Origin of the sequence: Luteimonas soli (assembly GCF_042648865.1) — a bacterium.
Classification (GTDB): Bacteria; Pseudomonadota; Gammaproteobacteria; order Xanthomonadales; family Xanthomonadaceae; genus Luteimonas; species Luteimonas soli.
Window position 1 is genome coordinate 75,830 of sequence record NZ_JBHRYA010000007.1, and the last position, 20,671, is coordinate 96,500.

Sequence of the window (20,671 nt, forward strand, 5' to 3'; positions counted from 1 at the left end):
GAGGACAAGCTCGCCGAGCTGGCCGAGTCGATCCGCGCGCAGGGCGTGATCCAGCCGATCGTGGTGCGCGAACTGCCCGACCGCACCTTCGAGATCATCGCCGGCGAGCGCCGCTGGCGCGCCTCGCGCCTGGCCGGGCTGGCCGAAGTGCCGGCGGTCGTACGCCATGCCGACGACCGCACCGTGGTGGCGATGGCGCTGATCGAGAACATCCAGCGCGAAGACCTCAATCCGCTGGAGGAAGCGCAGGCGCTGCAGCGGCTGATCGACGAGTTCGACCTCACCCACGCGCAGGCCGCCGGCACCGTCGGCCGCTCGCGCGCGGCGGTGTCCAACCTGCTGCGGCTGCTGGAACTGCCGCCGGCGATCCGCGCCCTGCTCGAGGCCCGGCGCCTGGAGATGGGCCACGCGCGCGCGCTGCTGACGCTGTCGCCGGAGCTGGCCAGCAAGCTGGCCTCGGACGCAGCCGAACACGGCTGGTCGGTACGCGAGGTCGAACACCGCGCGCAGCAGTTCGCCGTCGGCAAGGTGCCGGCGACGTCGAAGAAGGCCGGCGCCGGCAAGGCGCGGCAGCAGGCCGACATCGCCGCGCTGGAAACCGAACTGTCCGAATCACTCGGCACCCGGGTCAGCGTGGTCCACGGCCGCAGCGGCAAGGGCAGGCTGGTGATCCACTACAGCGGCCTGGACACGCTCGACGGCGTGCTCGAACGGCTGCGCGCCACGACCTGATCCCGACGTTCCGACGCGCATAATCGGCCGATGAATGCGCCCCGCCTTTCCGTCGTCGTCCCGGTGTTCAACGAGCAGGACAACGTCGCGCCGCTGGTCGGCGAGATCGTCGCCGCATTGCGCAGGCGCGCGCCGGACGACGGCGGCGACTTCGAGATCGTCTACGTCGACGACCACTCCGGCGACGGCACCCTCGCCGCGCTGCGCGGCCTGAAAGCCGAAGTGCCCGAACTGCGGGTGCTGCGCCACGCCGTGCAGAGCGGCCAGAGCACCGCGATCCGCAACGGGGTCAAGGCCGCGCGCGGGGCATGGATCGCGACCCTCGACGGAGACGGCCAGAACGACCCAGCCGACATCCCGAAGCTGCTCGCCCGGCGCGCGCAGTCGCCGGCGGATGTGAAGCTGTTCGCCGGCTGGCGCGTCGACCGCCAGGATTCGGGCAGCAAGCGCTGGGCCAGCAAGTGGGCCAACGCGATCCGCTCGCGGATGCTGCGCGACGACACCCCCGACACCGGCTGCGGCACCAAGCTGTTCGAGCGCGCCGCCTTCCTCGACCTGCCGTGGTTCGACCACATGCACCGCTACCTGCCGGCACTGATGCAGCGCGCCGGCTGGAAGACCGTGAGCGTGCCGGTCAACCATCGCCACCGCGCCACCGGCGTGTCGAAGTACAACAACCTCGGCCGCGCGCTGGTCGGCATCAGCGACCTGCGCGGCGTGGCGTGGCTGATCAGGCGCGGCAAGGTCACCGCGGTCGAGGAAGTCGACTGAGCAACACCCGGGCCACCGCTTTCCCGCCACCGCCACTTCCGCCTTGTCATTCCAGCTCCCGCCTTGTCATCCCGGGCGCAGTGAGGGATCTTCCTCGCGCGCATCGAGGTCCCTCCCCCCCGCCTGCGCGGGGGTCGGAATGACAACGCCCGAACCCTCCGGAGTCCGCCGATGATCCCCGCCACCGACTTCATGAACACCGCCATCGAATCGCTCGAATGGACCGGCGTGCACCTGTCGCCATGGAAGCTGATCGGCCTGACCGGCGCGCTGATGTTCGGCGGCCGCTGGGTGGTGCAGTTCCTGGCCTCGCGCAAGCACCGCAAGCCGGTGATCCCGCGCCTGTTCTGGTACATGAGCCTGCTCGGCAGCCTGATGACGCTGAGCTACTTCGTGTTCTCGCACAAGCAGGACTCGGTGGGCATCGTGCAGAACCTGTTCCCCGCCTTCACCGCGGCCTACAGCCTGTACCTGGACATCCGCCACCGCGGCTGGCGCCGCGATCGCGCCAGCCACTGACGCAGGAAGCCCCGGACCTTCGCCACATCCGCGGCACGCGGCGCGCCGCTAGGATGGTGGTTTTCCACCGGGAAACCGCCTTGAACCGCATCCGACTCCACGGCGCGCTCGCGCTTGCCCTCGCCACGGCCGCCGCACTGCCACTGGCCGCGCCCGCGGCGGACACGCCCGTGCCGGCCGCCGACGCGACGCAGGCCGCCGACGCCGCGTTCCGCGCCATCTACGAGAAGGAATGGGCCTGGCGCGCGAACGAGTTCGGCTTCGCGGCCGACGAGGACGAACAGGGCGAGGCCGACTTGCCGCGCCTGCCCGACGTCGGCCCGGCCGCGCAGCAGCGCCGGCTGGCGATGTGGGACGACGTGCTCGAGCAGCTCGAAGGCATCGATCCGGCCGCGCTCTCGCCCGCCGAGCGGGTCAACTACGCGGTGTACAAGCCGCAGGTCGAGAACCTGGCCGCATCGATCCGCTTCCGCGACTACGAGATGCCGTTCAACTCCGACAGCTCGTTCTGGTCGAACCTGGCCTTCATGGCACGCCGCCCGATGCGCGACGCCCGCGCCTACCGCAACTACATCGGCCGCCTCGCCGACGTGCCGCGCTACTTCGACCAGCAGATCGAAAACATGCGCGCGGGCCTTGCGCGCGGCTTCAGCGTGCCGAAGGCGGTACTGGCCGGGCGTGACGTGTCGATCGCCAACGTCGCCGAACTCGACGACCCGCAGCAGTCGGCGTTCTGGAAGCCGCTCGAGAAGATGCCCGCGTCGATCCCGGAAGCGGAGCAGGAACAGCTTCGCGCCGACGCGCGCAAGGCGATCGGCGAACGGCTGATCCCGGCCTTCGGCAAGCTGCTTACCTTCTTCCGCGAGGAATACGTGCCCAACGCGCGCGACACGCTCGCCGCCGAGGCCATGCCCGGCGGCGAGGCCTGGTACCGGCAGCAGATCCGCGAATACACCACGCTGGACCTCGACCCGGAGCAGATCCACGCCATCGGCCTGCGCGAGGTGGACCGGATCCAGGGAGAGATGGACGCGATCATCCGCAAGGTTGGCTTCGAGGGCCGGCATCAAGACAGCACGTTCGCCGACTTCCTGCACTTCCTGCGCACCGACCCGCAGTTCTACGCCAAGACCCCGGAGGAACTGCTGCGCCGCGCCGCCTGGATCAGCAAGCGCGTCGACGGCGAGGTCGGCAAGGTCATCGGCACCCTGCCGCGCGGACGCTTCACCATCGTGCCGGTGCCGCCGGACATCGCCCCGTTCTGGACCGCCGGCCGCGGCGGCGCCCACACCTACTGGGTCAACACCTACGACCTGCCCTCGCGCCCGCTGTACAACCTGCCGGCACTGACCCTGCACGAGTCCTCGCCCGGCCACGCGCTGCAGGGCTCGCTGGCCGAGGAACAGGACGCGCAGCCGGCGTTCCGGCGCGAGAACTACATCTCCGCCTACGGCGAAGGCTGGGGCCTGTACAGCGAGGACCTGGGCGTGGAGATGGGCATCTACGAAACCCCGTACGAGGACTTCGGCCGCCTCACCTACGCCATGTGGCGCGCCTGCCGGCTGGTGATCGACACCGGCGTGCACCACATGGGCTGGACCCGCGACCAGGCCCTGGCCTACCTGCGCGACCGCACCGCGCTGTCCGAGCACGAGGTCACCACCGAGGTCGACCGATACATCTCCTGGCCGGCGCAGGCGCTGAGCTACAAGCTCGGCGAGCTGACCATCACCCGCCTGCGCGGCGAGGCCGAGCAGGCGCTGGGGCCTCGCTTCGACGTGAAGAAGTTCCACGATGTGGTCCTGGCCCAGGGCTCGGTGCCGCTGCCGGTACTGGAAAAGCAGGTGCGGGCCTACATCGCCGAGGCCAACCAGGCCCCGTAGGTCGGGGCTGCCGCCCCGACGCCCCGCGCCGCCCGGGCCGCCGCGCCACGCCCGCCAGCGGCCCGGAAACCGGCCTTGCCCCGACCCGGCGCAGGCCGCATAATGCCCGGCTCGCTGTGTCTGGCCAATCCATCGGCCCGGGCCGGGCCGGAAGCGCGATTCCGCCCGCCCGCACCGCCAGATCCGTGTTCCCGCATTGCGCGGCGCGTCCTTCGGGATGCGCCGGGGCCGCCGTCTCCCAGGCCATGGGCGACAACAATTACCTATCGAGGTGCGTCATGTCCCGGACCTGTCAGGTCACCGGCAAGCGCGTGATGAGCGGCAACAACGTCTCGCACGCCAACAACAAAACCCGTCGTCGTTTCCTTCCCAACCTGCACGAGCGTCGCTTCTGGGTCGCCAGTGAGAACCGCTGGGTGAAACTGCGCGTTTCCGCAGCCGCCATGCGCACCATCGACAAGAACGGCATCGACGTCGTCCTGGCCGACCTGCGCGCCCGCGGCGAAAAGGTCTGAGGAGGACACCATGGCTACCAAGCGCGACAAGATCCGTCTGATCTCCTCGGCCAACACCGGCCACTTCTACACCACCGACAAGAACAAGAAGAACACCCCCGGCAAGATGGAGGTCAAGAAGTACGACCCCGTCGTCCGCAAGCACGTGATCTACAAGGAAGGCAAGATCAAGTGACGATTCGCCAGCCAACGCGCAGCGTTGGCGCCAGCGAATCGTCATCCCCGAGTGCTTCAATCGGGGATCCAGCGACTTGAAGAACACCCGCCGCAAGGCGGGTTTTCTTTGAATAACCCCCAGCCAACGCGCAGCGTTGGCGCCAGCGAATCGTCATCCCCGCGAAAGCGGGGATCCAGAAAGCCCGCCGAAAGGCGGGCTTTGCTTTTCACACCCCAGCCAACGCGCAGCGTTGGCGCCTGCAGGAGCGGCGGAAGCCGCGAGTTCTTGGGGTGAATCAAGAGCAAATCCCCCACACCCCCTTTTCCAAAGGGGGCAGCAGCAAAAGCAAGCGCTTTCTTCTGGCCCTTGGCCCTCGGCCCCTGGCCTGCCTTCAAGCATAAAGCTCGCGGCTTCCGCCGCTCCTACGACAGCACCCCCGCAATCCACGTCCCGGCCTGCCGGCTACACTCGCCCTCTCGCCATCGAGGGCACCGCATGCTGCCTGGCTGGATCCTGCTGCTGGTCTCCGTGGCCTATGCCGCACTGCTGTTCGTGGTGGCGTGGTGGGGCGACCGCCATCCGCAGTACTCGCAGGGCCGCAGCTGGCTGCGGCCGCTGGTCTACAGCCTGTCGCTGGCGGTGTACTGCTCGTCGTGGACGTTCTACGGCGCGGTCGGCACGGCGGCGCGCACCGGCATCGGCTACTTCCCGATCTACCTCGGCCCGCTGCTGATGCTGCTGTTCGGCTGGCGCATCCTCGAACGCCTCGCACTGGTGGCGCAGTCGCAGGGCACGGTCTCGATCGCCGACTTCATCGCCGCGCGCTACGGCCGTTCGCAGCGATTGGCGGCGATGGTGTCGGTGATCGCACTGATCGCGGCGGTTCCGTACCTGGCCCTGCAGTACAAGGCGGTCGCGGTCAGCCTGGGCGTGCTCGGCGGGCGCGCGGTGTCGCACTCGGCGCTCGGCGATCCCGCGCTGTACGTCGCCGCGCTGATGGCGCTGTTCGCGATCCTCTACGGCACCCGCCAGGTCGATGCCAGCGAGCACCGGCCGGGCATGATGCTGGCGATCGCGCTCGAATCGATGGTCAAGCTGGTGGCGCTGATCGCGGTCGGGATCTTCGCGATCGGATGGTTCGCCGGGCGCGACCTGCAGCTGGCGGACGCCACGCGCGCGCTGCTGGTCGACCACCGCCCCGTCGGCTTCATCGGCCAGACCCTGCTCGCGTTCACCGCCATCCTGTGCCTGCCGCGGCAGTTCCACGTCGCCGTGGTCGAGTGCGTGGAGGTCGCCGACATCCGCCGCGCGCGCTGGATGTTCGGCACGTATCTCGCCGTGATATCGCTGATGGTGCTGCCGATCGCCAGCGCCGGCGTCTCGCTGTTCAACGGCGATCCCGGCATCGCGCCGGACAGCATCGTGCTCGCGCTGCCGCTGGCCGAGGGCCGCGACTGGCTGGCGCTGGCGGCCTACATCGGCGGTTTCTCCGCGGCCACCGGCATGGTGATCGTGGCCAGCGTGGCGCTGGCGACGATGGTCAGCAACGACCTGGTGATGCCGCCGCTGCTGCGCCGCGGCTGGGCGCAGCGTCACGGCGGCAACGTCGCATCGACGGTGCTGTGGATCCGCCGCATCGCGATCGGCTGCTTCGCGGCCATGGCCTACGGCTACTACCGCGTCAGCGGCAGCGACACCACGCTGGCGTCGTACGGGCTGATGTCGTTCGCGGCGGTGGCGCAGTTCGCGCCCGCGCTGATCGGCGGCCTGTACTGGCGCGGCGCCAGCCGCCAGGGCGTCGAGGCCGGCCTGCTGCTCGGTTTCGGCGCATGGATGTACACGCTGCTGCTGCCGGCGCTGACCGACGCCGGCTGGTTCAACCGCAGCTGGATCGACAACGGGCCGTTCGCCATCGGCTGGCTGCGGCCACGGCAGTTGTTCGGGCTGGTCGGCTGGGATCCGCTGACCCACGGCACGTTCTGGTCGCTGCTGCTGAACATCGGCGCGCTGTTCCTGGTGTCGGCGCGCTGGCGGCCGGGCTTCGACGAGCGATTGCGCAACGCGCCGTTCCTCGACCCCTACGCGGCGCGCCCGGCGCTCGTGCCGGGCGCCTCGCACAGCGGCGTGCAGATCGCCGACCTGCTGGCGCTGGCCGGGCGCATCGTCGGCGAGCGCTCGGCGCGGCGATCGTTCGCCGAGCAGGCCGAGGCCCGCGGCAACGCGCTCGACCCGCACGCCGCGGCGGACCGGCACTGGGTGCAGTTCACCGAGCGCATGCTGGCCGCGGCGATCGGCTCGTCCAGTGCGCGCCTGGTGGTCACGCGCGCGCTCAAGGGTTCGGGCATGGACGTGGCCGAGGTGGTCGCGGTGCTCGACGAGGCCGGGCAGGAGCTGCGCTTCAACCGCGAGATCCTGTCGAGCACGCTGGAGAACCTCGGCCAGGGCGTGAGCGTGGTCGACCGCGACATGCGCCTGGTGTCGTGGAACCGGCGCTACCAGGAGATGTTCGGGTATCCGGACGGCATGCTCTACGTCGGCCGCCCGGTCGCCGACCTGATCCGCTACAACGCGCAGCGCGGCGAGCTTGGCGGCGGCGAGCCGGGCAACGGCGAGTCCGACGACGTGCAGGCGCAGATCGACAAGCGCATCGGCCACATGCGCGCCGGGTCGCCACACGTGGTCGAGCGCGTGCGCGCTTCCGGCCAGGTCATCGAAATGCGCGGCCAACCGCTGCCCGGCGGCGGCTACGTCACCAGCTACAGCGACGTCACCGACTACAAACGCGTCGAATCCGCGCTGCGCGAGGTCAACGAGACGCTGGAACAGCGCGTGGCCGCGCGCACCCGCGAGGCCACCGAGGCGCAGCAGTCGCGCACGCGCTTCCTCGCCGCGCTCAGCCACGACGTGCTGCAGCCGCTCAACGCCGCGCGCCTGTTCACCTCGGCGCTGCGCGAAGCCAACGAACCGGCCGAGCAGCGCCACCTGGCCGAACGCGTCGACACCTCGCTGCGCGCGGCCGAGGAACTGCTCGACGGCCTGCTCGACGTCTCGCGCCTGGATGCCGGCGCGCTGCAGCCGGAGTTCAGCGAGTTCGATGCCGGCGACCTGCTGCGCCAGCTCGCCGCGCAATACGCGCCGATGGCCGCCGCGCGCGGCATCGACCTGCGCCTGCACCTGCGCCCGCTGCCGGTGCGGAGCGACCGCCGCCTGCTGCGGCGGGTGCTGCAGAACTTCCTCGCCAACGCGCTGCGCTACACGCGCGAAGGCCGGATCGTGCTGGCCACGCGCACGCGCGGCGAGCGCGTCGAGCTGCAGGTGTGGGACACCGGCCCCGGCATCCCCGACCACCACCTGGGCCAGATCTTCCAGGAGTTCATGCGCTACGAGCAGCCCACCAACTGGGGCGAGCAGGGCCTGGGCCTGGGCCTGTCGATCTGCCAGCGCATCTCGCACATCCTCGACCAGCCGCTGCACGTGCGCTCCACGCCGGGGCGCGGCAGCATGTTCTCGATCCTGGTGCCGCGCGCGAGCGGCCCGGTGGCCGCGCTGCCGATGCCGCGCGGCGGGCTGCCCGATTCGCTGACGGGCATGCGCGTGCTGTGCCTGGACAACGACTCCGACATCCTCGCCGGCATGGCCGCCCTGCTGGGCCGCTGGGAGGTGGAAGTGCTGCGCGCGGCCACAGTCGACGAAGCGCTGGCGAAGATGGCCGGACGCCCCGACGTGCTGCTCGTCGACTACCACCTGCACGACCGCCTGGACGGCCTCGACGCCCTCGACGCCCTGCGCGAAGGCCACCCGCACCTGCCCGGTGCCCTGCTCACCGCCGACGGCAGCGACGCCCTCAAGCGCGCCGCCCGCGCCCGCGGCTATCGGGTGCTGACCAAGCCGATCAAGCCGGCGTCGCTACGGGCGTTCCTGGCGGCGCAGCGCGACCACGCCGGCGCCTAGGCGGCGGCGTCCCCGGCGCTACTCGGCTTCTTCCGGCTGCGGCTTCACAGCACCGGGATCCAGCGCCAGGCGCCCGGCGATCAGCACCGCCTGCGTCCGGTTGCTGGCGCCGAGCTTGCGCAGGATCGCGGTCATGTGCGCCTTGATGGTGGCTTCCGAGACGCCCAGTTCGTAGGCGATCTGCTTGTTGAGCAGGCCTTCGCCGAGCATCTGCAGGACGCGGAACTGCTGCGGGGTGAGGCCTTGCAGGCGCTGCGCTGCGTCGTGTTCGTCGGCCGATGCCGCGGGCGCGGCGTTGGCGGCGGCGGGCGCCCAGCGGTCGCCGTCGAGGACGCGGGTGATCGCTTCGCCGAGGGTGGCGGCGTCGGCGGACTTGGGGATGAAGCCCATCGCGCCGTGGTCGAGCGCGCGCCGCATCACCGCGGGCTCCTCGCGCGCGGAGACCATCACGATCGGCAGCTCCGGGTGCAGCGCGCGCAGGTGCACCAGCGCGGAGAAGCCCTGTGCGCCGGGCATGTTGAGGTCGAGCAGGAGCAGGTCGGCGTCGGGCTCGGCGTCGACCAGGGCGTACAGCGCGTCGACGTCTTCGGCCTCGCGCAGGCGCGCGTCGGGCAGCACGCGCTGCACGGCGCCGCGCAGGGCTTCGCGGAACAGGGGGTGGTCGTCGGCGATCAGGAGGGTGGGCATGGGGTGGGGTTGGAGGTGGTCGCGGGGACAGCGCAACAGCAAAAGCAAAAGCAAATCCCCCCTGGCCCCCCTTTTTCAAAGGGGGGAAACAGACCGGGGGAAACAGGAGGCCTCTCTTGCCTGAAGGGGGGAAAAGCGGGGAAGTCTGACATTGGGACGGGGGCATGGCTGATTGTGGGGTGTCGCGGGCGCCGGGTTTACTGGCGGCATGTTCCGTACCGGCGATACCTGAAACCCTATGCGCGGCGCCTGCGGCGGGACATGACCGATGCGGAGCAGCGGCTGTGGCAACGGGTCAGGGGCAAGCAGCTTTGCGGCGTGCAGTTCTATCGGCAGAAGCCGCTGGGGAACTGCATCGTCGATTTCTACGCGCCGCGGGCGAAGCTCGTGGTGGAATTGGACGGGGCGCAGCACGCAACGGCGGAAGGCTTGCGCGCCGATGGGCTTCGCGATGCGGCGTTGGCGCGGATGGGGCTGCGGGTGATGCGGTTCGACGACAGGCAGGTGTTGCTGGAGACCGGGGCGGTGGTTGAAGCCATCTGGCGGGAGGTGGCGGCACGGCGGCGCTGAGGGGTGTGGGGAGGAGGGCAAGGGCTGGGGCAAGGGCAACGGCAAATCTCCCCTGCCCCCCTTTTTCAAAGGGGGGTGTGTAGCGTTCGATGCCTCGACTGCTCTGGGGGTCGCCGGGATCCGTGCGGAGGAATCGGCTCCACTCCGGAACACCTCGCACCGGAAAGCAACCACGCGACAGGCCGGGCGTGGCCGCGCATCGCTTTTCCCCCCTTTGAAAAAGGGGGGCAGGGGGGATTTGCTTTCCGCGCCGCCCCCCACGCTCAGTCCGGCACGCGCCGCTGCTTGACCAGCGAGTCGACGACGGAAGGATCCGCCAGCGTGCTGGTATCGCCGAGCTGGTCCGGGGCGTTCTCGGCGATCTTGCGCAGGATGCGGCGCATGATCTTGCCCGAACGCGTCTTCGGCAGGCCCGGCGCCCACTGGATGTAGTCCGGCGTGGCGGTGGGGCCGATCTCGCGGCGCACCTGCTGCACCAGTTCCTTGCGCAGCTCCTCGCTCTCCTCCTCGCCGGCCACCAGCGTGACGTAGGCGTAGATGCCCTGGCCCTTGATGTCGTGCGGGAAGCCGACCACGGCGGCCTCGGCGACCTTGGGATGCAGCACCAGCGCGCTCTCGACTTCCGCGGTGCCGATGCGATGGCCGCTGACGTTGATCACGTCGTCGACGCGGCCGGTGATCCAGTAGTAGCCGTCGGCGTCGCGGCGGCAGCCGTCGCCGCTGAAGTACATGCCGGGATAGGTCTTGAAGTAGGTGTCGACGAAGCGCTGGTCGTCGCCGTAGACGGTGCGCATCTGGCCGGGCCAGGAGTCGAGCATCACCAGGTTGCCCTCGGCCTCGCCCTTCAGGACCTTGCCGTTGGCGTCGACGATCGCCGGCTGCACGCCGAAGAACGGTTTGGTCGCCGAGCCGGGCTTGGCGGCGGTCGCGCCGGGCAGCGGCGAGATCATGATGCCGCCGGTCTCGGTCTGCCACCAGGTGTCGACGATCGGGCGCTTGCCGTCGCCGACCACGTCGAAGTACCAGCGCCAGGCTTCCGGGTTGATCGGCTCGCCGACGCTGCCCAGCAGGCGCAACGAGGCGCGCGAGGTCTTCTTCACCGGCCCGTCTCCCTCGCGCATCAGCGCGCGGATCGCGGTCGGCGCGGTGTAGAAGATCGTCACCTTGTGCTTGTCGATCACCTGCCAGAAGCGCGAGAAATCGGGGTAGTTGGGCACGCCCTCGAACATCACCGCGGTGGCACCGTTGGCCAGCGGGCCGTAGACGATGTAGCTGTGGCCGGTCACCCAGCCCACGTCCGCGGTGCACCAGTAGACGTCGTCTTCCTTCAGGTCGAACACCGCCTCGTGGGTGTAGGCGCAGAACACCAGGTAGCCGCCGGTGGTGTGCAGCACGCCCTTGGGTTTGCCGGTGCTGCCGGAGGTATAGAGGATGAACAGCGGATCTTCCGCGTTCATGCGCTCGGGCTCGCAGGTGTCGGGCTGGCTGTCGACCACGGCGTCGAACCAGCGGTCGCGCGGCATCTGCATGTCGACCGCGCCGCCGGTGTGGCGCACCACCAGCACGGTCTCGACGGTGTTGGTGCCGGGCATCTTCAGCGCCGCGTCGACGTTGGCCTTCAGCGCGATGGGCTTGCCGCCGCGCAGACCCTCGTCGGCGGTGATGATGAGCTTCGACTGGCAGTCGCACACGCGGTCGGCGATGGAGTTGGCCGAGAAGCCGCCGAACACCACCGAGTGGATCGCGCCGATGCGCGCGCAGGCCAGCATCGCCACCGCGGCGTCGACGATCATCGGCAGGTAGATGGTGACGCGGTCGCCCTTGCCCACGCCGAGGTTGCGCAGCGCGTTGCCGAGCTTGCACACGCGCGCGTGCAGCTCGCGGTAGGTGACGTTCTGCGCGGGCGTATTCGGGTCGTCGGGTTCGAACACCAGCGCGGTCTTGTCGCCGCGCGTGGCGAGGTGGCGGTCGAGGCAGTTGACGCTGGCGTTGAGCTCGCCGTCGGCGTACCAGCGGATGTGGAAGTCCTTCAGGTCGTAGCTGACGTCGCGGATCCTGGTCGGCTTGCGGTCCCAGTCCAGGCGCTCGGCTACCTTGCCCCAGAAGGCGTCAGGGTCGCGGACCGATTCGGCGTACAGGCGCTCGTAGTCGTCGTGGCGGATGGCGGCGCTGGCCGCGAAATCGTCGGGGACGGGATAGATCTCGGGAATGTCTGGCATGGCCTCCACCGGATTGACGCGGGAACCGCACAAGTGTGCCCCATCGTGGACCGGCCGGCGTTAGACCTTCGTCTAGGCGACCAATGGCGAATCGACGCACCGGTGACGGTCGCGCACCCTGCCGGCGCACTCCAACGCGAAGCCCTGGGAGGGGACTCCATGACTGCATCGAGCAGTACCGGCGGGCGCATGCCCGCTGCCGCCACGCATCGCCGATTGCTGGCGCTGTCCGTCACCGTCGCCCTGCTGCTACCCGGCGCGGCGCTGGCGCAGACGGCAAAGGAAAAGGAACTCGAAGCGCGCGTCGCGCAGCTCGAACAGATGGTGCAGCAGCTGGTGGCGCAGCAGCAGCAGACGCAAAGCGCCGTCGCCGACACCCAGGCGCAGGTGACCGAGGTGAAGACCGCGCAGGCGCAGGCGCCCGCGGCGGTGCCGGCCGGCAAGCAGCCGATCCAGGCCACCGCGATCAACGCCAGCGCCAACCCCGGCACTACGTTCACCTATGGCGGCTTCATCAAGCTCGACGCGATGGCCACCGACACCAGCGACAGCCGCATCGCCGACGGTTCCGCTGGCCGCCTGTTCTACCTGCCCAGCGCGATCCCGGTGGGCGATGAAGGCGCGGACGGCGGCGACCCCTACACCGACGTGCACGCGCAGTTCTCGCGCTTCTGGTTCAGCGCCGACACCGTCACCGACGGCGGCGACAAGCTCAAGGCCTACATCGAGGCCGACATGTACGGCGGCGGCAACAACTCCTTCGCCGGCAACGAGACTTCGACCAACACCTACGCGATCACGCTGCGCCAGGCCTACGTCAGCTGGAACAATTGGCTGGCCGGCCAGACCTGGTCGAACTTCCAGGACACCGCAGCACTGCCGGAAGCCGTCGACTTCGTCGGCGTCACCGACGGCACCATCTTCGTGCGCCAGGCGCAGCTGCGCTACACCAGCGGGCCGTGGTCGTTCTCGGTCGAGAACCCGCAGACCACGGTCACCGATTACCTCGGCACCTCGCGCTTCAACAGCGGCGACGGCGTGTTGCCCGACTTCACCGGCCGCTGGCTCACCAAGGGCGACTGGGGCCACTTCACCGTGGCCGCGCTGCTACGCCAGTTCAAGTACGGCGAGGAAACCGAAACCGGTGGCGCGGTGAGCGTCTCGGGCAAGTTCAACCTCGGGGCGAACGACGACATCCGCTACATGGCCAACGCCGGCAGCGGCATCGGCCGCTACATGGCATTCGGCCTGGGCACGGACACGGTGCTCGACGCCAACGGCGAACTGCACGCGCTCGACGGCTACGGCGGCTTCGTCGCCTGGCGCCACGCCTGGAGCGCGAAGCTGCGCAGCAACCTGATGTATTCGGCGGCGCAGTTCGACAACGACAAGGCGCTGACCGGATTCGGCGTGACCGAACGCGCGCAGTCGTTCCACGCCAACCTGATCTACTCGCCGATCCCGAAGCTCGACGTCGGCGCCGAACTGATGTGGGGCCAGCGCTCGCTCGAGGACGACCGCGAAGGCGACCTCAAGCGCATCCAGACCACCGTCAAGTACAGCTTCTAAGGGGAGACATCCATGTCCAGCACCTCCGCTACCGCCGCATCCGCGCCGGCGCCGATGACCAAGGGCCACAAGAAGGTCATCTTCGCCTCCAGCCTCGGCACCGTGTTCGAGTGGTACGACTTCTACCTGTACGGATCGCTGGCCGCGATCATCGCCAAGCAGTTCTTCACCGGCCTGAACCCCACCAGCGGCTTCATCTTCGCGCTGCTGGCATTCGCCGCCGGCTTCGCGGTGCGGCCGTTCGGCGCGCTGGTGTTCGGCCGCCTCGGCGACCTGGTCGGGCGCAAGTACACGTTCCTGATCACGATCGTGATCATGGGCCTGTCGACGTTCCTGGTCGGCGTGCTGCCCAGCTACACCGCGATCGGCTTCGCCGCGCCGGTGATCCTGATCACCCTGCGCCTGCTGCAGGGCCTGGCGCTGGGCGGCGAGTACGGCGGCGCGGCGACCTACGTCGCCGAACACGCGCCGATGGGCAAGCGCGGCCTGTACACCAGCTTCATCCAGACCACGGCGACGCTGGGCCTGTTCCTGTCGCTGCTGGTGATCCTGGGCTGCCGTTACTTCCTCGGCAGCGAGCAATTCGAAGCCTGGGGCTGGCGCATCCCGTTCCTGGTGTCGTTCGTGCTGCTGCTGGTGTCGGTGTGGATCCGCATGCAGCTGGCCGAGTCGCCCGCGTTCGTGCAGATGAAGGCCGAGGGCAAGGCGTCGAAGGCGCCGATCACCGAGAGCTTCTTCTCGAAGAACGGCAAGATCGCGCTGCTGGCCCTGCTCGGCGCGACCGCCGGCCAGGCGGTGGTCTGGTACGCGGGCCAGTTCTACTCGCTGTTCTTCCTGACCCAGACGCTGAAGATCGACGCTTCCGCGGCCAACCTGATGATCGCCGCGGGCCTGATCATCGGCACGCCGTTCTTTGTGATCTTCGGCTGGCTGTCGGACAAGGTCGGGCGCAAGCCGATCATCATGGCCGGCTGCCTGATCGCGGCGCTGACCTACTTCCCGATCTTCAAGGCGCTCACCCACTACGGCAACCCGGCGATCGAAGCCGCGGCGCAGACCAGCCCGGTGGTGGTGACCGCCGACCCGGCCACCTGCAGCTTCCAGTTCAACCCGGTGGGCACGGCGAAGTTCACCACCTCGTGCGACATCGCCAAGAGCGCGCTGGCCAAGGGCGGCACGCCGTACTCGAACGTCGATGCGGCCGCAGGCACGGTGGCCACGGTGTCCATCGGCGACAAGGTGATCACCGCCTTCGAGGGCAAGGGACAGGATGCCGACACGCTCAAGGCCGGGACCGCGCGCTTCGGCGACGAGGTCAAGGCCGCGCTCACCGCCGCCGGTTATCCGGAGAAGGCCGACCCCGCGCGCATCAACACGCCGATGGTGATCCTGCTGCTGGCGATCCTGGTGATCTACGTGACGATGGTCTACGGCCCGATCGCGGCGTGGCTGGTGGAACTGTTCCCCACGCGCATCCGCTACACCTCGATGTCGCTGCCGTACCACATCGGCAACGGCTGGTTCGGCGGCTTCCTGCCGACGATCTCGTTCGCGCTGGTCGCGGCCTCGGGCAACATCTACCAGGGCCTGTGGTATCCGATCGTGATCGCGGTGATGACGCTGGTGATCGGCACGCTGTTCCTGCCGGAAACCAAGGACCGCGACATCACCAAGTAGCCCGCTGCATCCGCGTGTTTCCAGGCGCCGGCCCGCGAGGGCCGGCGTCTTCGTTTGCGATGCATGCACCGGTGGCGATGACTTCCTGCACATGCGGCAAACGCCTGCGGGCGCAGCATGCGTTGGTTTCACCATCCGAGGAATGCGCAATGCCTTCACCGAATCCCCTCGCACTGGCGGTCCTGGCCGTCGCCATCGCCGGCACGCTTGCCGGCTGCCAGCGGTCGCCGACGCCCGCCGCCGGGCAGGAGGCGCCCGCGGCGCCGGCCACCGCGGAACAGGCGCCCGCCGCGCCCGTGATCGGCATTGACCTGGCCGGCATCGACAAATCGGTGCAGCCGGGCGACGACTTCGACGAATACGCCAACGGCAACTGGCGCAAGACCGCCGTCATCCCCGACGACCGCTCCAGCACCGGCGTGTTCTACGAAGTGTTCCGCAAGGCCGAGCAGCGCAACCGGGAACTGGTGCAGGGCATCGCTGCCGCGAACCCGGCCGCCGGCACCGACGAGCGCCGCATCGCCGACTACTACGCCGCGTTCATGGACGAAGCCGCGATCGAATCGCACGGCCTGGCGCCGGTGCAGCCGGAACTCGACGCGATCCAGGCGATCGGCGACAAGGCCGCGCTGGCGACCTACCTCGGCCAGGGATTGCGCGCCGACGTCGATCCGCTCAACGCGACTGACTACCAGACCGACCGCCTGTTCGGCCTGTTCGTGACCCAGGGCCTGCAGGATCCGGCGCACAACACCGCCTACCTGCTGCAGGGCGGGCTGGGCATGCCCAACCGCGACTACTACCTCTCCGATGACAAGGAAATGGTCGCGGTGCGCGACAAGTACCGCGCCTACGTCGCCGCGCTGCTCAAGCAGGCCGGCGTGGCCGATGCGGACGCGAAGGCGAAATCCATCTACGCGCTGGAAGAAAAGATCGCGCGCGCGCAGGCCTCGATCGTCGACACCAACGACGTGCACAAGGCGCAGCCCTGGCCGCTGGCCGACTTCGCGACCAAGGCGCCCGGGCTGGACTGGGCCGCGTACTTCAAGGCCGCCGGCCTCGACGGCCAACCGTCGATCACCGTCTGGCAGCCCGACGCCATCGCCAAGCTATCCGCGCTCACCGCCAGCGAACCACTGCAGGCCTGGCAGGACTGGGCGACGTTCCACGCCATCGACCGCGCCTCGCCGCTGCTGCCCAAGGCCTACGCCGACCTCTCGTTCGGCTTCCACGGCACCGCGCTCAGCGGCACGCCGCAGCAGCGCGAGCGCTGGAAGCGCGCACTGTCGGCGGTCAACCGTGACCTCGGCGACGCGGTCGGCAAGCTGTACGTCGACAAGTACTTCCCCGCCGCGTCGCGCGAGAAGATCCAGCAACTGGTGGCCAACCTGCTGGCGGTGTTCCCCGAGCGCATCGACAAGCTCGACTGGATGGACCCGGCGACCAAGCAGAAGGCGAAGGAGAAGGTGGCCGCGACCAAGGTGGGCGTGGGCTATCCCGACAGCTGGCGCGATTACTCATCGTTGGAGATCAAGCCCGACGACGCGCTCGGCAACGCGCAGCGCGCGGAACTGGCCGAATACCGCCACCAGCTGGCGAAACTCGGCAAGGCGCCCGACCGCGGCGAGTGGTGGATGACGCCGCAGACGGTCAACGCGATCAACATCCCGCTGCAGAACGCGCTCAACTTCCCGGCCGCGATCCTGGAGCCGCCGTTCTTCGACCCGAACGCCGACGACGCGGCGAACTACGGTTCGATCGGCGCGGTCATCGGCCACGAGATCAGCCACAGCTTCGACAACCTGGGCTCCGAGTTCGACGCGCAGGGCAAGCTGCAGAACTGGTGGACGCCCGAGGACGCCGCGCACTTCAAGGCCGCCGGCCAGAAGCTCGTCGCGCAGTACGACGCCTACGAGCCGCTGCCGGGCCTGCACATCAACGGCGCGCAGACGCTGGGCGAGAACATCGCCGACCTGGCCGGGCTGGAAGTCGCTCACCAGGCCTACCTCAAGTCGCTCGACGGCAAGCCCGCGCCGGTGATCGACGGGTTGAGCGGCGACCAGCGATTCTTCCTCGCCTTCGGCCAGAGCTGGCGCAGCAAGACCCGCGACGCCGCGCTGCGCGCGCAGGTGGTGGGCGACGTGCACGCGCCGGGGCGCTTCCGCGCGATGACGGTGCGCAACATCGACGCCTGGTATGACGCGTTCGATGCGAAGGACGGCCAGAAGATGTACCTGCCGCCCGAGGAGCGCGTGCGGATCTGGTAACGCCGCCGCACTGAAGGCAACACGCGACGCCGGCCCCGTGCCGGCGTCGCTGTTTCCGCCGCGTCAGTACGCCAGGTCGAGCCGGACCCAGGCGGTGCGCCCGGGCTCGTGGATGCGCACCGGGTCGGCCGGATAGCCGAAGTCGGCGCTGCCCGACAGGTTGAGGTGCTCGGCGTAGTCGCGGTCGAACAGGTTGTCGATGCCGGCCGTCAGCTGTGCGCGCGGGCCGAAGCGGTAGCCGCCGTTGAGCGAGAACACCGCAAAGCCCGGCGCCGGGCCGAGGTCGCGTCCGACCACGTTGCCTTCGTCGATCGACACCCGGTCCTGGCGCGCGGCCACGCGCAGCAGGCTGCCGAACGACCAGCGCCCGCCGGCCCACGCCAGCGACCAGCGCGCTTCCAGCGGCGGCATCTGCGGCAGCGGACGATCGGCATCGTGGTTCTCGCCCCAGGCCCAGGCGAGGCTGCCGCCCACGGTCCAGTCCTGCGCCGGATGCCATTCGATGCCGGCCTCGGCGCCGTGGATGCGTGCATCGATGTTCGACACCGATGACATCGGCCCCATCATCCCGCCGTCGTCGTAGCGGAACAGCAGGTAGTCGTCGATGCGGCCGGCGTATGCCGACACCCAGGCATCGACGCGCCGCGTGCGGTACTGCAGGCCGACGTCGAGCTGGATGGTGCGCTCGGGCGCGACCGACGAGAACGCGTTGACTGAACCCGGCGGCCCCATGTCGGCGGAAAACAGCTCCCAGTAATCGGGCATGCGCTGCGCGTGGCCGAGGCCTGCGTACCAGCCCAGCGGTTCGCTTTCGAGGCCGTGCTCGTAGCGGACGAAGCCACCGGGAAGGGTTTCGTGGCGGACTTCGCCGGCGGTGGGATTGGGCATGTCCATCATGCCTGTGGTCGCACGCTGGTCCTCGGCGCGGGCGCGGTCGAAGCGCAGGCCTGCGACCACGCGCTGCCGGGCATCGGCCTTCCAGGTGAGCTCTGCGAAGGCGCCGGCGTTGTCGAGCCGCGCATCGCGCGACCACGGCAGGTCGCGGTAGGTGTTGCGTCCCATTGCGTTGCGGGTGCGATGGCGGCTGTCCTGCGCGTCGACGCCCGCGGTCACGTCGACGGCATCGCCGCGCCAGGTCGCCGCGACGCGGCCGCCGACGGTGGTGCGTTCCACGTTCGACGCCATCGGCATCGGCATGGCGCTGTCGGGGTTGGGATCGCGCAGGGTGTAGTTGTCCATCACGTGGTCGGCACGGTTGCGGTACGCGCTGGCTTCCAGCACGTCGACCGCGCCGAGGTTGCGACGGGTGAAGTGCAGGCTCGCGCTCTCGCGCCTGAACTGCGCGCCGTCCATGCCGCGGCCGGCGTAGCGCGCGCGGCCGTCGCCGGTGCCGGCGGCCAGTTCCAGCACGGTGTCGTCGTCGGGCGTCCAGCCGATGGCGGCATCGGTGTTCCACTTGCGCCATGCGGACGGGACGCGTTCGCCGCTGCCGTCGGCGTAGTCGTCGGCCTCCGAGCGGTTGCCGTTGATGCGCAGGTAGCCGAGCGGATTGCCGGCGGTGGCGTCGAGCACCTGGTCGTTGCGTCCGGCGGAACCGGCGAGCAGGCTGCCGCGCAGCTCCAGTCTGGGCGCGTCGAAGCGCTCGCGATCGCGCTCGAAGCGCACCGTGCCGGCCGAGGCACCCGGCCCCCACAGCACGGTCTGCGGGCCTTTGATCACGACCAGCCGGTCATAGGTGTCCGGCGACACGTAAGACAGCGGGTTGTCCATCCGCGCCGGGCAGGCGCCGGGCATGCTGCCGTCGTTGGAGAGCAGGTTCAGCCGCGAACCGAACATGCCGCGCAGCACCGGGTCGCCGTTGCTGCCGCCGTTGCGGATGGCGGTGAAGCCGGGGATGGTCTTGAGGTAGTCGGCGCCGTCGCTGGCGGGCACCGGCTGGCGCGGCTGGCGCGGATCGGTTTCGAAGGTGAGCGGCGAACTCGGGCGCACGCCGGTGACGACGACGCGGTCGAGGGTGGCGGGATCGTCTTCATGGACATCATCGGCCGCCTGCGTGGCCAGCGGCAGGACGAGCAGCGCGGCCACGGCCGCAACCAGGCGCGAGCGACGCGCCACGGAAAGTGGAATCGACATGGGAACTCCGGAATCGGAAGGCACGGGCGTGCGGCGACGCCGCACGGCGATCGATGCGCGCGCGCATGCGGAGGCGAGGCGATCGCGCGCCGGCCGCGCGGAGCAGCCGAAAGCGATGCATCGTCGGAGGCAGCGCGCCGGCACGAACGCCGGCGGCCGCACTACGTCATGCGCGCAGGTTGGCGCCGTCCCGTGGCGGCCCGCGCGATCCCAGGCCGCAGGGGTGAACGAACGTGCGCGACGGCAAATCCGTCCACGTCGGCAGCCCGCCGCGCGCCGCGGCCGCGCGCAGCCACAGCAACCAGGCCGCCGCAACCAGCAGCGACAGCAGCAGCGGGCAGTAGGCGCAGTCGGGCGCTCCGTGATCGTGCGGCTTTCCGGGCGGCGCGCCGGGATGCCCGTCGTGATGCGCCGCACCGGCTTGCTGGTCGACGGCGTGCTGCGCATCGCCATGTTGCGTGGCGAGGTCGACGTAGCGGAGCCCATCCGAAGTGCACAGCGCCACAAGTTGCGCGTGCGCTCCTTGCGCGAGTTGCACGACCTGCGGCGCGAGGCGGCCGAGCGTTGGCACCGCGGCCAGCAGCAGCGCGGCAACCAGCGCAAGGCGGGCCATGGCGACGTGGAAGCAGGCGCGACGGATCATCGCCGGCCTACTGCGGTGGCGCCGCCAGCTCGCGGGCGCTGAGGGTGCCGTCGCGGTTGACGTCCTGCTTGTTGAACGTGGCCGCGATGCGCGCGCGGTAGCCCTCGCGCGTCACCGGCTTGCCCTTGCCGCCGGGCAGCTCATCGGGGGTGAGCGTGTCGTCGCGGTTGCGGTCCATCGCGTCGAAGGCGTAGCTCATCCAGTCCTGGTACTCGGCCAGCGAGATGCGGCCGTCGCCATCGCTGTCCATGCGCGAGAGGTAATCGCTGGTGGCGTTGACCTGCCCGTGCGCGGCGAGCGGCGCGAGCGACAGCAGGACCAGGAATGCCGGGCGTTTCATCCCGCGCATTGTAGCCAAGGCGCCTGTGGGACCCGCGG

At 69.7% G+C, this 20,671-nt stretch carries 16 protein-coding genes; 11 read left to right on the forward strand and 5 right to left on the reverse strand.

What is annotated here, in order from left to right; genetic code table 11:
* From ACFONC_RS07750 to ACFONC_RS07780, 7 genes are all read left to right on the forward strand, one after another.
* The coding region (locus ACFONC_RS07750; protein WP_386743164.1) for a ParB/RepB/Spo0J family partition protein at window positions 1-732 on the forward strand (732 nt) is incomplete at its 5' end.
* A gap of 30 nt (window positions 733-762) precedes the next feature.
* Complete coding sequence (locus ACFONC_RS07755) at window positions 763-1,503, forward strand: glycosyltransferase family 2 protein (RefSeq protein ID WP_386743165.1); 741 nt, start codon at window positions 763-765, stop codon at window positions 1,501-1,503.
* A gap of 192 nt (window positions 1,504-1,695) precedes the next feature.
* Window positions 1,696-2,022 (forward strand): lipid-A-disaccharide synthase N-terminal domain-containing protein, encoded by a 327-nt coding sequence (locus ACFONC_RS07760; protein ID WP_386744607.1) that lies wholly within the window; start codon window positions 1,696-1,698, stop codon window positions 2,020-2,022.
* An 89-nt stretch (window positions 2,023-2,111) separates the two neighbouring features.
* Window positions 2,112-3,905 (forward strand): DUF885 domain-containing protein, encoded by a 1,794-nt coding sequence (locus tag ACFONC_RS07765; protein ID WP_386744608.1) that lies wholly within the window; start codon window positions 2,112-2,114, stop codon window positions 3,903-3,905.
* A 278-nt stretch (window positions 3,906-4,183) separates the two neighbouring features.
* Window positions 4,184-4,420: a 50S ribosomal protein L28 gene (gene rpmB, locus ACFONC_RS07770; protein WP_027079589.1), complete on the forward strand. Its 237-nt coding sequence runs from the start codon at window positions 4,184-4,186 to the stop codon at window positions 4,418-4,420.
* Between the two features lie 10 nt (window positions 4,421-4,430).
* The gene (rpmG, locus tag ACFONC_RS07775; protein WP_027079588.1) at window positions 4,431-4,595 is read left to right on the forward strand and encodes a 50S ribosomal protein L33; all 165 of its coding nucleotides are present in this window, start codon (window positions 4,431-4,433) and stop codon (window positions 4,593-4,595) included.
* 477 nt (window positions 4,596-5,072) lie between these two features.
* A complete protein-coding gene (locus ACFONC_RS07780) occupies window positions 5,073-8,528 on the forward strand; it encodes a hybrid sensor histidine kinase/response regulator (RefSeq protein ID WP_386743166.1) in 3,456 nt (1,151 codons plus the stop codon).
* Between the two features lie 18 nt (window positions 8,529-8,546).
* Here the strand turns inward: ACFONC_RS07780 and ACFONC_RS07785 are convergent, their stop codons facing one another.
* Window positions 8,547-9,215 carry a response regulator gene (locus ACFONC_RS07785; protein ID WP_386743167.1) on the reverse strand — a complete coding sequence of 223 codons (669 nt, stop codon included), beginning with the start codon at window positions 9,213-9,215 and terminating at the stop codon, window positions 8,547-8,549.
* A gap of 174 nt (window positions 9,216-9,389) precedes the next feature.
* Here ACFONC_RS07785 and ACFONC_RS07790 point away from each other — a divergent pair, with 174 nt between their 5' ends.
* Window positions 9,390-9,785 (forward strand): endonuclease domain-containing protein, encoded by a 396-nt coding sequence (locus ACFONC_RS07790; RefSeq protein ID WP_386743168.1) that lies wholly within the window; start codon window positions 9,390-9,392, stop codon window positions 9,783-9,785.
* A gap of 263 nt (window positions 9,786-10,048) precedes the next feature.
* Here the strand turns inward: ACFONC_RS07790 and acs are convergent, their stop codons facing one another.
* Window positions 10,049-12,004, reverse strand: a complete 1,956-nt coding sequence (acs, locus tag ACFONC_RS07795) for an acetate--CoA ligase (protein WP_386743169.1) — start codon at window positions 12,002-12,004, stop codon at window positions 10,049-10,051.
* 159 nt (window positions 12,005-12,163) lie between these two features.
* On the opposite strand from acs, the gene ACFONC_RS07800 reads away from it, so the two are divergent.
* From ACFONC_RS07800 to ACFONC_RS07810, 3 genes are all read left to right on the forward strand, one after another.
* Window positions 12,164-13,573, forward strand: a complete 1,410-nt coding sequence (locus tag ACFONC_RS07800) for a DcaP family trimeric outer membrane transporter (protein WP_386743170.1) — start codon at window positions 12,164-12,166, stop codon at window positions 13,571-13,573.
* Between the two features lie 12 nt (window positions 13,574-13,585).
* The gene (locus ACFONC_RS07805; protein ID WP_386743171.1) at window positions 13,586-15,250 is read left to right on the forward strand and encodes an MFS transporter; all 1,665 of its coding nucleotides are present in this window, start codon (window positions 13,586-13,588) and stop codon (window positions 15,248-15,250) included.
* Window positions 15,251-15,399: 149 nt separating this feature from the next.
* Entirely contained in the window at window positions 15,400-17,517 is a 2,118-nt protein-coding gene (locus ACFONC_RS07810) for a M13 family metallopeptidase (protein ID WP_386743172.1), read from the forward strand.
* A 63-nt stretch (window positions 17,518-17,580) separates the two neighbouring features.
* Here ACFONC_RS07810 and ACFONC_RS07815 read toward each other — a convergent pair whose 3' ends face one another.
* The 3 genes from ACFONC_RS07815 to ACFONC_RS07825 all read right to left on the reverse strand — a co-directional run bounded on the left by ACFONC_RS07815 (window position 17,581) and on the right by ACFONC_RS07825 (window position 20,633).
* Window positions 17,581-19,650, reverse strand: a complete 2,070-nt coding sequence (locus ACFONC_RS07815; RefSeq protein ID WP_386743173.1) for a TonB-dependent copper receptor — start codon at window positions 19,648-19,650, stop codon at window positions 17,581-17,583.
* Window positions 19,651-19,816: 166 nt separating this feature from the next.
* Complete coding sequence (locus ACFONC_RS07820) at window positions 19,817-20,293, reverse strand: DUF2946 family protein (protein WP_386743174.1); 477 nt, start codon at window positions 20,291-20,293, stop codon at window positions 19,817-19,819.
* 7 nt (window positions 20,294-20,300) lie between these two features.
* Window positions 20,301-20,633, reverse strand: a complete 333-nt coding sequence (locus ACFONC_RS07825; RefSeq protein WP_386743175.1) for a hypothetical protein — start codon at window positions 20,631-20,633, stop codon at window positions 20,301-20,303.
* Between the last annotated feature and the right edge of the window lie 38 nt (window positions 20,634-20,671).

Excerpts from the sequence above, each read along its gene's own strand:
- ACFONC_RS07755 (WP_386743165.1), top strand. The coding sequence starts at position 763 with ATGAATGCGCCCCGCCTTTCCGTCGTCGTCCCGGTGTTCAACGAGCAG.
- ACFONC_RS07760 (WP_386744607.1), top strand. The coding sequence starts at position 1,696 with ATGAACACCGCCATCGAATCGCTCGAATGGACCGGCGTGCACCTGTCG.
- rpmB (WP_027079589.1), top strand. The coding sequence starts at position 4,184 with ATGTCCCGGACCTGTCAGGTCACCGGCAAGCGCGTGATGAGCGGCAAC.
- rpmG (WP_027079588.1), top strand. The coding sequence starts at position 4,431 with ATGGCTACCAAGCGCGACAAGATCCGTCTGATCTCCTCGGCCAACACC.
- ACFONC_RS07780 (WP_386743166.1), top strand. The coding sequence starts at position 5,073 with ATGCTGCCTGGCTGGATCCTGCTGCTGGTCTCCGTGGCCTATGCCGCA.
- ACFONC_RS07785 (WP_386743167.1), bottom strand. The coding sequence starts at position 9,215 with ATGCCCACCCTCCTGATCGCCGACGACCACCCCCTGTTCCGCGAAGCC.
- acs (WP_386743169.1), bottom strand. The coding sequence starts at position 12,004 with ATGCCAGACATTCCCGAGATCTATCCCGTCCCCGACGATTTCGCGGCC.
- ACFONC_RS07800 (WP_386743170.1), top strand. The coding sequence starts at position 12,164 with ATGACTGCATCGAGCAGTACCGGCGGGCGCATGCCCGCTGCCGCCACG.
- ACFONC_RS07805 (WP_386743171.1), top strand. The coding sequence starts at position 13,586 with ATGTCCAGCACCTCCGCTACCGCCGCATCCGCGCCGGCGCCGATGACC.
- ACFONC_RS07810 (WP_386743172.1), top strand. The coding sequence starts at position 15,400 with ATGCCTTCACCGAATCCCCTCGCACTGGCGGTCCTGGCCGTCGCCATC.
- ACFONC_RS07815 (WP_386743173.1), bottom strand. The coding sequence starts at position 19,650 with ATGTCGATTCCACTTTCCGTGGCGCGTCGCTCGCGCCTGGTTGCGGCC.
- ACFONC_RS07820 (WP_386743174.1), bottom strand. The coding sequence starts at position 20,293 with ATGATCCGTCGCGCCTGCTTCCACGTCGCCATGGCCCGCCTTGCGCTG.
- ACFONC_RS07825 (WP_386743175.1), bottom strand. The coding sequence starts at position 20,633 with ATGAAACGCCCGGCATTCCTGGTCCTGCTGTCGCTCGCGCCGCTCGCC.